This is a genomic window from Clostridium sp. HV4-5-A1G (assembly GCF_900184915.1).
Lineage (GTDB): Bacteria > Bacillota > Clostridia > Clostridiales > Clostridiaceae > Clostridium_B > Clostridium_B aromativorans.
This window is the reverse complement of sequence record NZ_FXYI02000130.1, coordinates 1-10,431: the sequence shown is the minus strand read 5'-3', so window position 1 is coordinate 10,431 and position 10,431 is coordinate 1. Positions and strand designations below refer to the sequence as shown.

9 protein-coding genes are annotated in these 10,431 nt (G+C 34.8%); 5 read left to right on the top strand and 4 right to left on the bottom strand.

The annotated features are described in order from the left end of the window. Positions 1-65 precede the first annotated feature (65 nt). The 4 genes from J5G60_RS13115 to J5G60_RS13100 all read left to right on the top strand — a co-directional run bounded on the left by J5G60_RS13115 (position 66) and on the right by J5G60_RS13100 (position 3,295). Positions 66-440, top strand: a complete 375-nt coding sequence (locus J5G60_RS13115) for a GntR family transcriptional regulator (protein ID WP_150355798.1) — start codon at positions 66-68, stop codon at positions 438-440. 14 nt (positions 441-454) lie between these two features. Further along, a complete protein-coding gene (locus J5G60_RS13110; RefSeq protein WP_150355799.1) occupies positions 455-1,315 on the top strand; it encodes an ABC transporter ATP-binding protein in 861 nt (286 codons plus the stop codon). Next, on the top strand, positions 1,315-1,953 hold the full coding sequence (locus J5G60_RS13105) for an ABC-2 transporter permease (RefSeq protein ID WP_150355800.1): 639 nt from the start codon (positions 1,315-1,317) through the stop codon (positions 1,951-1,953). Before J5G60_RS13110 ends, J5G60_RS13105 begins: the two co-directional genes overlap by 1 nt. A 184-nt stretch (positions 1,954-2,137) precedes the next feature. Next, positions 2,138-3,295 (top strand): aldo/keto reductase, encoded by a 1,158-nt coding sequence (locus J5G60_RS13100; RefSeq protein WP_150355801.1) that lies wholly within the window; start codon positions 2,138-2,140, stop codon positions 3,293-3,295. Positions 3,296-3,432: 137 nt separating this feature from the next. On the opposite strand, the gene J5G60_RS13095 is transcribed toward J5G60_RS13100, so the two are convergent. The 4 genes from J5G60_RS13095 to J5G60_RS13080 form a co-directional block, all read right to left on the bottom strand. Next, positions 3,433-4,083, bottom strand: a complete 651-nt coding sequence (locus J5G60_RS13095) for a class II aldolase/adducin family protein (RefSeq protein WP_150355802.1) — start codon at positions 4,081-4,083, stop codon at positions 3,433-3,435. Positions 4,084-4,114: 31 nt separating this feature from the next. After that, on the bottom strand, positions 4,115-5,158 hold the full coding sequence (gene mtnA / locus J5G60_RS13090) for an S-methyl-5-thioribose-1-phosphate isomerase (RefSeq protein ID WP_150355803.1): 1,044 nt from the start codon (positions 5,156-5,158) through the stop codon (positions 4,115-4,117). A 19-nt stretch (positions 5,159-5,177) separates the two neighbouring features. Continuing rightward, positions 5,178-6,386, bottom strand: a complete 1,209-nt coding sequence (gene mtnK, locus J5G60_RS13085; protein ID WP_150355804.1) for an S-methyl-5-thioribose kinase — start codon at positions 6,384-6,386, stop codon at positions 5,178-5,180. Positions 6,387-6,513: 127 nt separating this feature from the next. Next, the gene (locus J5G60_RS13080; protein ID WP_150355805.1) at positions 6,514-9,765 is read right to left on the bottom strand and encodes a DEAD/DEAH box helicase; all 3,252 of its coding nucleotides are present in this window, start codon (positions 9,763-9,765) and stop codon (positions 6,514-6,516) included. A gap of 140 nt (positions 9,766-9,905) precedes the next feature. Here J5G60_RS13080 and J5G60_RS13075 point away from each other — a divergent pair, with 140 nt between their 5' ends. Next, positions 9,906-10,406, top strand: a complete 501-nt coding sequence (locus J5G60_RS13075) for an amidase domain-containing protein (protein ID WP_150355806.1) — start codon at positions 9,906-9,908, stop codon at positions 10,404-10,406. Positions 10,407-10,431: the final 25 nt, after the last annotated feature.

Sequence of the window (10,431 nt, the reverse complement as noted above, 5' to 3'; positions counted from 1 at the left end):
ATATTGTATATACTGTGTATATATTAATATATACAGTATATATGATCTTCAAAGGAGTACTACCTATGAACATAATTATTTCCAATATATCAAAGGATCCTATTTATGAACAGATTACAAAGCAGATAAAAGACAATATAATAAAAGGCAGCATTTCTGAAGGTGAACTTCTTCCTTCAATAAGAAATCTTGCCAGAGAACTTAAAATAAGTGTCATAACGACTAAAAGAGCCTACGAAGAACTGGAAAGGGAAGGTTTTATAGAAACAGTTCCTGGAAAAGGCTCTTATGTATCATCACAGAACAAGGATCTTTTAAGAGAAAAAAAGATCAAATCGATTGAAGACAAATTGATGGAAGCCATAGAAGAGAGCAAAATCATTGACCTTACAAAAAAAGATCTGGAAGAAATGCTGGATATTCTATACGACAATATGTAAATGGAGGAGATATCATGGATAACATTCTGGAGATTATAAATTTAGGTAAAACCTACAAGGATTTTACCCTGCACAATATAAGTTTCAATTTGCCCAGAGGATACATTATGGGGCTCATAGGTCCAAATGGTGCAGGTAAAAGCACTACCATAAAGCTCATAATGAATCTTGTAAAAAAGGATTCAGGGATTATAAAGGTTTTTGGCCTGGACAATTTAAAATACGAAAAGCAGATAAAACAAAGGATAGGCTTCGTATATGATGCAAATTATTTTTACGAGGATCTGACTACAACAGCTATGAAAAATATCATATCCCGTTTTTATAAAGATTGGGACGATAAAACTTTCAATAGATATATGGACGAATTCAATCTCCCCGGGAACAAAAAAATAAAACAGCTTTCCAAGGGAATGATGATGAAATATTCTCTTGCCATTGCCCTTTCCCACAATGCCGAATTCATCATAATGGATGAACCCACTTCAGGACTGGATCCGGTCTTCAGAAGTGAAATGCTGGATATACTCTACTCCATAATCCAGGATGAAAACAAAGCAATATTGTTTTCCACCCACATAACAACGGATCTTGAAAAAATAGCGGATTACATCACTTTTTTAAATTCAGGCAGGATAGTTTTTTCAGACACAAAAGATAATATTTTAGACAGTTACGGCATTGTAAAAGGTGATAAAAATCTGCTGCAGCCCGATATCAGGAAAAAACTCGTAGGTATAAGAGAAAATTCCTTTGGATTTGAAGGTTTGACCGACAACAGCTCTGAAATAAAAAAGCTGTTCAAGGACAAGGTTATAATTGAGAAAGCCACTCTGGACGATATCATGGTATACACTATAAGGGGGAACAAATAATGTGGAATTTGGTTTTAAAAGATATACTTTTACAAAAAAGAACCTTTGTTATACTTGTCTTAATTTCAATATTATTTACCATTAGTTTTAAAGATAATACCAGTGTTATCTATACATCTACCGCTGTTTTTACGGGCTACGCATTTTTAAGTAACAGTTTCTATCGCGACGAAAGAACTGAAATGATGCTGAACAGCCTTCCTATCAATAGAATAAATATAGTTATATCAAGATACCTGTCTCTGTTTATAGTTTTGATTATCAGCACAGTAGTTTTGTCTTTAGTTTTTATCTTTACAAAATATACAGGCATAGTACAACCCCCTGCAAGTGTAAATACTGAAGATATAATAGTAGCCCTGATAAGTATTCTGCTTTTCAGCAGTATACTTATCCCCATATATTTTAAATACGGATATTTAAAAACAAGATATGTGGTGATGATATTGTTCTTAGGTACATACTTTGTTTTTATGGCATTTGCAAAAATATTTGGCGAAAAAATTCAGCCTTTTATCATCTATTTGAGCGGTATTTCTGAAATCACAATGAGGTTTATTATTCTGGCCATATGCCTGATCGTACTTTTGCTGTCGTTTTTTCTGTCCTATGAAGCCTATAAAAACAAGGAGCTATAAAAGGGGGTCTGACCCCATTCCAAAAAATGGAATGGGGTCAGACCCCCCCCTTGCAAAATTCACCATTATGTATATAATATTATGTATACATAATATTACTTATGTATATACTGAGCTTACTCTAAAATTTATAATATTTGTATGCTCAATCTGTTACAATTATTAATAAAAGGGAGGATGGCAAATGTTATATCGAAGTTTTGGTAAAACAAATGAAAAGGTTTCAATTTTAGGTTTTGGATGTATGAGACTTCCACTGCTTCCTGGAGGCGATTCCAGTAAAATTGATGAGAAAAAGGCCATAGAACTAATTCGTTATGCAATCGACAATGGTGTAAATTACGTGGACACCGCATATACCTACCACGGAAACAGTTCAACAAAAGGGGGTGAAGGTGAGCCTCTTGTAGCAAAAGCATTAAAAAACGGTTACAGGAAAAAAGTCAATTTGGCCACAAAGCTTCCCAGTTGGTTAATAAATCAAAGAAGTGACATGGACAAATATTTAAATGAACAATTAAAGCGTTTAGAAACAGATCATATAGACTTTTATTTGATACATTCACTTAACCGTGACAACTGGAAAAGAGTAAATGAAAATGGTGTTGATGAATTCCTAGACTCTGCTATAAAAGATGGCAGAATAAGATATGCCGGATTTTCCTTTCATGATAAATTAAAACTCTTTAAAGAAATAGTAGATTATTATGATTGGTCATTTTGTCAAATACAGTACAACTATTCAGATGAAAACTTTCAAGCTGGAACAAGGGGATTAAAATATGCCGCCCAAAGGGGACTTGGAGTTACAATTATGGAACCACTTAGAGGAGGAAAACTTGTCAACAGCCTGCCTAAAGAAGCCAGAGCTATTTTTGATAGATCGGGCTTTAAGAGGACACCAGCTGAATGGGGATTGAGATGGGTATGGAATCACCCAGAAGTGAAAGTTGTCCTAAGTGGAATGAACTCCATGAAACAAGTCAAGGAAAACATAAAGACAGCAAGCAAGGTTGAGGCAAATTTATTGACAGAAAAAGAATTGAAAATAATTGATCAAGTTAAGGATGTCTTTAATTCAAAGATGAAAGTCAACTGTACCGGCTGTGAATACTGTATGCCATGTCCATCTGGCGTAAATATTCCAGGATGTTTCAGTGCCTATAACAATTACAGTATTTTTGGAAAAGGTGACGATACCTACAATTCCATTTCATCTGAACACAGGGCTTCAAAATGCAAAGAATGCGGCAGATGTGAATCTCTATGTCCTCAAGGCATTTCAATACGCAGTAAATTAAAAGACGTCAGGTATCTGCTCGAAAAAGTACCTGCACTTTAATTTTATTTTTTACAAACTGACGTTATAGACATTGACAGGTAATGGCACAAACCTCTTTCATTTCAAAACTCCTGCCTTTTGTGCCTCTTCCCGTCATTGTCCAAAAAATACTCTATTTTTAAAAATATCTTTCCACTTCATTTAAATTTCACGTAGGAAGGATATTTCCATTTTTTCAACTCTTCCTTAGGCAGAACATTAGGCTCCTTATTGCTGTTCAGCAGCAAAGCTCTATAATATATTTCCGCTATTTCCTCTACATATCTTGCTTTAAGATAGGCACTTTCTATATCTTTACCTACGGTTACAACTCCATGGCTTTCCAATAAACATGCATCCGATTTTTTAAGTGGCCCAACTATGGACTGAGCCAATTCTTTTGTGCCGGGCCTTTCATAATGTGCCACATATACAGTTCCCCCATAGTATACAGATTCATATACAATTGGTGGAATTTCTTTTTTCAAAACTGCAAAAGATGTTGCAAATCGTGAGTGAGTGTGTACTACAGCACTAATATTCTTTCTTGAATTATAGGCATAAATGTGCATCAGTACTTCACTGCTTGGTTTATAATCTTTTTTGTTTTCTATTACATTCAAATCCTGATCCAGTACACATATGTCCCTGCCAGTTAAATCCTTCCTGTCTACTCCCGAGGGAGTTATCAATACGCATCCTGTATCTCTATCCTTAATACTAAAATTTCCAGATTTATGTTTGCACAGCCCCTCTTCTTCTGCTTCTCTTGCCACCGCAGCCAATTCTTCTTTTTTATCTTCAAGCATAATACTCCCCTTTCTACCTTCAATTTTCAGTTTAGATTATCTTTTTTAAATTTTCTCCAAAGGGCGGATATACTATACCCTTTTCCGTTACTATGGCAGTTATATTTTCGTGAGGTGTTACATCAAAAGATGGATTATATACCTTCACTCCACTAGGTACAGTCCTGACTCCAAATCTGCAGGTGACTTCCTCAGGATCCCTCTCCTCTATAGGTATATCCTTTCCAGTTAGAGTATTTAAATCTATACTCGGTGTAGGTGCCGCTATATACATCGGTATATTGAAATACCTCGCCAAAATTGAAACTCCAAAAGTGCCTATTTTATTTGCCGTATCGCCATTGGCAGCTATCCTGTCACATCCTACTATTACAGCATCAACCTTGTGCTGAGACATAACCACAGCTGCCATATTGTCTGTAATAGTTGTCACATCTATTCCCGCCATGTAGAGTTCAAGTGCAGTAATGGTAGAGCCCTGAAGCCTAGGCCTTGTCTCATCTGAATATATTTTAAGATGCCATCCCCTCTCCTTTGCAATGTACATAGGTGCCGTAGCCGTTCCATATTTTGATGTGGCCAGCTGTCCTGCATTGCAGTGAGTTAATATTCCCATATTATCCTTGAGCAGTGTAATCAAATTTTCTCCTATGCTCCTGCATATCTTGATATCTTCACTGTGAATCCTTTTGGCTTCATCCCTAAGTATTTTCTTTATTTCAGGAATTGGTCTATCACTTTCATCTTTAATTTTTCTAAGCATTCTCTTCAATGCCCAGGAAAGGTTGACAGCAGTAGGTCTACTTGAATTCAAATACTGCGCTTTCTCTTCTACATAGTTATAAAATTTTTCAAAAGAATCTTCAGGCGCACTTCTAATTCCAAAATACAGTCCATAACCTGCTGTCACCCCTATAGCAGGTGCACCTCTTACTATCATCGTCTTTATAGCATCATAAATTCCTTCAACCGTACCATAAGTTTTATACTCTATATAGTTTGGCAATTTTGTCTGATCCAAAAGTACAAGCTTATCTTCTCCATCTTCCCACTTAATAGCAAATAATTCAGACATTTTCTTACCTCCCCAAATTTTATTTTGCAGAATTTCTAATTAATTTTATAAATTCATCAATGGAATCAACATCGTCTCTATTTAGGAGAATAGATTGTCCAACTTTTAATCCCATTATCTGAGCTTTGGCTCTTTCCCTAAGGTCCTTTACTGCATCTATGTCAGGTACATGGGCCATTCCAATAATTCTTCTCATTATCTCACAGGCGCAAAACCCAACGGTTTCATGAAGCAGATTTCTCACATAATATTTCCTGTAACCAGCTGTTTTCGTTACTATATCTTTTGATTTATTTTGCCAAAGATAATTAAACTCCTTTAAAAATTCCCCCCATATATCTTCTATTGAAGTTAAAAGATAGACCCTATAACGTTCAATTTCCACTTTAGACTTATCTCTTCTTCCCTCCCAGGAAACATAATTCAAAATAAAATTAGCAAACAGCAGTCCCATATCGTATCCATAAGGTCCATAAAATGCAAACTCGCAGTCAAATACAATAATCTTTTCACTGTTTATAAATATAGAACCTGTATGCAAATCTCCATGAAGCAGTGACTCGGCTTTTGTCATGAATATATTCTTCAATTTTGAAACTTCAAGACATATTTTTTCATTTTCCCAGATTTCCTCTTTGACATAATCTCTTATATATTTATTAATTTCATTGGAGCTGGCATCCATGTAAGGATCATTTAAAACAAGCTTTTCAGTTATATCACATAATTCAGGGTTTATAAATTTTCCTACAATTTTCTTCTTTTCCATAGGACCCATTCCCATATCCGATGTCAGGAATAAATTCCTTGCCATAAACCTCCCTATCTGCTGAGGAAAATTTTTAAAGGTTTTCATCTCCATCATGGCTTTTCTCAGGATTTCCATATCACCTAGATCTTCCATCACAGTCAATGCATATTCATTACTGTGGTAGTATATTTTTGGAACGCTGCCTGGACAAACTTTGTCCTGAAGTTTAAGTGTCTCAGCTTCTATTCTGTTTCTGTCTAAAGTCAATTTCCATCCTTCTCCTGCAATTTTCAAATAGGGAAGCGCTTGTTTTACAACAACTTTCCTATTATCATTTAGATCCACCACCCTGAAAACATAATTTAAATTGCCATCCCCTATTTCTCTGCTCTCAATTTCATGATCCTCTGGAAATATACCTACGCTTTTCAAATAATAACCTATGGTGCTTAATGTCATTTCTTTATACCCGCTCATTTTTAAGCCTGATTTTCAGCAATCAGGTCTTTTCACCTCTTCTTTCCCCTATATATTTTTATCCATTATAGGCCAAATATGAACAACTTCTTAAAATAGTATAACACAAACGCACTTTACCCGGCAGCTATACTTTTTGCTCAAATAATTTTAAAATCTCTTCCTCTGTCAGCGAAGCAATTCCCTGGCCTCCTGAAAGCTCTCCGCCAAGCAGGCTGTCTATAAGTTTCTTCTTTTCATCTTGCAGCTGTATTACCTTCTCCTCGATAGTACCTTTGGTCACAAGCTTTATAACCTCTACTACATGTTTCTGACCTATTCTATGTGCTCTGTCTGTAGCCTGCTGTTCTACTGCAGGGTTCCACCATGGATCAAAATGAATTACTACATCCGCAGAAGTTAAATTCAATCCTGTTCCACCTGCTTTTAAACTTATTAAGAATACCAAATTACTGCCGGTATTGAACTCATCTACCAATGTCATTCTATCTTTGGACGATACAGATCCATCCAGATAACTGTAATCTATACCCTCTATTTTCATCCTGTTTCCAATATTTTTAAGTATGGAAGTAAATTGTGAAAACACCAGTACTTTATGTCCTTCCTCCGTACTCTGAATTAAAAGCTCCACAAGTGCCTCAATTTTTGCACTCTTCCCATTATAATTTTCCATTATTACAGATGGATCAAGACAAAGCTGTCTCAATTTTGTAATGTATGCCAGTATCTCAATTTTACTGTTTTTAAATTCATCCTCCTTTACTTTCTTCTCAATGAGCTCAATGGCATGTCTTGCATAGGTTCCATAAACTTTTTTTTGCTTATCTCCCATGTTTACCATGACAGTTCTTTCTATTTTATCCGGCAGTTCCCCTACGACATCTTTCTTTCTTCTCCTCAAGATAAATGGTTTTACAAGTTTCTTCAGATCTTCAATTACCACAGATTCTTCTTTGAATCTCTTGTAATACCTCACACTAAATCTCTTCTCATCATACAGATATCCCGGCATTATAAAGTCAAATATGGACCAGAGCTCCATGACGGAGTTCTCTACAGGAGTACCTGTAATAGCAAACCTTCTTCTTGCATTTATGTTCTTTACAGCTTCAGCATTTTGAGAATGGGGGTTCTTTATATACTGGGCCTCATCCAGCAGACAATAGTCAAATTTTATATTCTTATAGATCTTAAGATCTCTTTTTAAAAGACCATAGGTAGTTATAATCACATCATACTCATCTATATACTTTATCTGTTTTTCCCTACAGCTTTTTGAGCCATTCACCGCTGCTATCTTCATATCCGGGGCAAACTTTTCAAATTCATAAATCCAGTTATACACCAGGGATGTAGGCACAACAATTAATGACCTGCTTCCTGTACTTGACAGCAGAAAAACAATAACCTGCAGAGTTTTCCCGAGTCCCATTTCATCTCCCAGTATTCCTCCAAATCCAAGATAATCCAGTGTCTTAAGCCAATTATATCCTATTTTTTGATATTCTCTCAAAGTACCTCTTAAATTTTCAGGTTCCTTGAATTCAAGATCTTTTACATTCTTGAATTTATCAACTATTCTTTTAAGTTCAGCTGTTCCCTTTATATATCTTATATGATTCTTTTTCATATAGTTATTTATATAAACGCTCTTATTTTTATCTATCTCAATGTGATTATCCCTTATATTTCTCTGAGAAACCACATCCAGAAGTTTTAAAAACTTTCTAAGTTCTAGCTCCTCCAAATCCAGATATTCTCCAGTTTTCAATTTGTAATATTTTAAATTGTCTCTAAAAGCTCTGAGTATTGAAGCTGTTTCCTCTGAAGGTATATCCCCAAGTTTAAACCCCATCTCAAAATAGTCATATTTCCCTGATTTAATCTCTCCACTTATGTCTTTACTTTTTATAAATTTTATACCCCTGAAGTTTTCAGAATAAAACACATCTCCCATTTCTTGAAGTTTTCCTACTTCCTCTTTAAAAAATCTGAACGCATAGTCATCTCCCCTCATAAAATGGAATTTATTTTCAACTCTTTCAAATCCAAGTGATCCTAATGTCTTCAAAACAGCTTCCTCTTTTTTGGAATCTCTATATACGATCTTTCCGGTATAGTCTTCAAATATATTAAACTCAAAAGCACCATATTTTACTTTGACAATAAGTATAATCCTGGTGCCCTCTTTATCAAAGTAAAATTTAAACTCGCATTTTTCATTTACCACCTTGTTCTTTATAGCTTTTGACAAAACAATATTATCCGACAATAAATTAAGCCTTGGAATCAGTTCTCTAAGTATGACATCTTCCTCATCTCCCTGAAATGCAACTGAATTGTTTCCACTGAATACATCAAGAAAAGGCTTTATTCTAAAACAGTATTCCCTGTCTGGAAGATATATGGTTGAACCGTAGAAAAACACATTGTTTCTAGATCCCAAAACCATGGGCATTCCATTTAGAACCCTTAAAACATAATCCTCCTTTACCATTTTCAAATCAAATTCCAGTGGTGGAGGGCTATCAAGTATTTCAGTTTCAACACACCTATATAAAAATCCTTCATTTAAATATACCCTGTGTTTTTCTATTACTTTAAAAAATTCTCTCACCAGATAATCTGGTATATGTATATATTTCCCATCTATATTTGACTTCTTTACTCTTCCCCGATATGTGGAGCTTCCCTCTACACTTTTCAGCATCTGAATAAAATCCACAAGACATTTATCCCTCGTGCTGAACTTATCTTTTTTCATATCAAGAGTGAAATTTTTTCCATAGACTACAGGTATATTATTGTAAATTACCAGCAAAAATTGATCTATATCTTTAAGTACATAGAGATTTCCTGAACTCATTGAAGTAAGCCCTATTTTAAACTGAGCGGAGATCTTATTCTCCCATTGATTTCTATCCACATAAACTTCTATTTTTATCTCCTTCTTATTTTTCTCATCACCTAAAAGCACAGATAAAGTATCCAAATTCTTATATTTAGATTGAAAAATATTCTCAGATTCTGATTCACACAAAAGAGGAAAATCTTTTAATTTGTCAGCAGCCCTGTAAAAAGTAGCTATCAGATGCTTGCAGCAATAGTTTTCCCTTCGGAATTCATTATTTTCATAATCTCGACAACTGCAGTAAGTTGATACTATGTTTTTATTCTCCGCATCCAATTCAATTTCCGTATTGTATTCACTTACAAGGCTTTCCGAAATGACTCTGCCCTTTATATACACAAGTGTCTCCCTGTTTGTGATCTCTATAGAAGAAACCAGATCATTGTCTATAATTCTCATTCCCTTGGCATGATTTTTTCCGCTTATCTGTTCATTAAATAACTGCAGTAATCTGTCTTTATTCATCCTACCACCCTGATATCCTATATTTTATACAGACTTTAATTATACCACAAATAAACTTCCAGGATAAAATCATATAGAACAGGTAATTTTCTAGGTCATATTCACATAAACTATACCGTAAATAATTTTGTGGAGCAATCATGAACTATAGAAATAACTTATTTTATTCCAGGGCTAAAGCCGTAAATTATGCCGTAAAATATGCCCAATCACCAAATCCATCTTATAAATATTTTCTTGTACAAGGCGACAATGGAGGTGACTGTACAAACTTTATATCACAATGTCTCAGAGCTGGAGGTGCTCCAATGGTATTTTCAGGTAAAAACAGGTGGTGGTATACCAGCAAGAACTGGTCAGTTTCCTGGGCTGTAGCCGGTTCTCTTTACTGGTATCTAAAAACCAACGCCGCAAAAAATTTATATGGTGTCAAGGGTATGCAGGTCGACTCTGTATCAATGCTGGAACCAGGCGATTTAATATTCTATGAAAATAGAAAAGGTAGAATACAACATTCTGCAATGATAACTTCATTTAACAGAAGTTATCCTCTGATATCCCAGCATACTCCAAATGTTTTAAACATACCTTATGAAAAAGATTGGGCTATAAGAATGTATTTTTTAAAAATATATTCTTAGTTTACTATTTTATTCTATAAAATGA

What these genes read in the sequence shown, in the direction of transcription:
- J5G60_RS13115 (WP_150355798.1), top strand. Translation starts at nt 66, where the DNA reads ATGAACATAATTATTTCCAATATATCAAAGGATCCTATTTATGAACAG.
- J5G60_RS13110 (WP_150355799.1), top strand. Translation starts at nt 455, where the DNA reads ATGGATAACATTCTGGAGATTATAAATTTAGGTAAAACCTACAAGGAT.
- J5G60_RS13105 (WP_150355800.1), top strand. Translation starts at nt 1,315, where the DNA reads ATGTGGAATTTGGTTTTAAAAGATATACTTTTACAAAAAAGAACCTTT.
- J5G60_RS13100 (WP_150355801.1), top strand. Translation starts at nt 2,138, where the DNA reads ATGTTATATCGAAGTTTTGGTAAAACAAATGAAAAGGTTTCAATTTTA.
- J5G60_RS13095 (WP_150355802.1), bottom strand. Translation starts at nt 4,083, where the DNA reads ATGCTTGAAGATAAAAAAGAAGAATTGGCTGCGGTGGCAAGAGAAGCA.
- mtnA (WP_150355803.1), bottom strand. Translation starts at nt 5,158, where the DNA reads ATGTCTGAATTATTTGCTATTAAGTGGGAAGATGGAGAAGATAAGCTT.
- mtnK (WP_150355804.1), bottom strand. Translation starts at nt 6,386, where the DNA reads ATGAGCGGGTATAAAGAAATGACATTAAGCACCATAGGTTATTATTTG.
- J5G60_RS13080 (WP_150355805.1), bottom strand. Translation starts at nt 9,765, where the DNA reads ATGAATAAAGACAGATTACTGCAGTTATTTAATGAACAGATAAGCGGA.
- J5G60_RS13075 (WP_150355806.1), top strand. Translation starts at nt 9,906, where the DNA reads ATGAACTATAGAAATAACTTATTTTATTCCAGGGCTAAAGCCGTAAAT.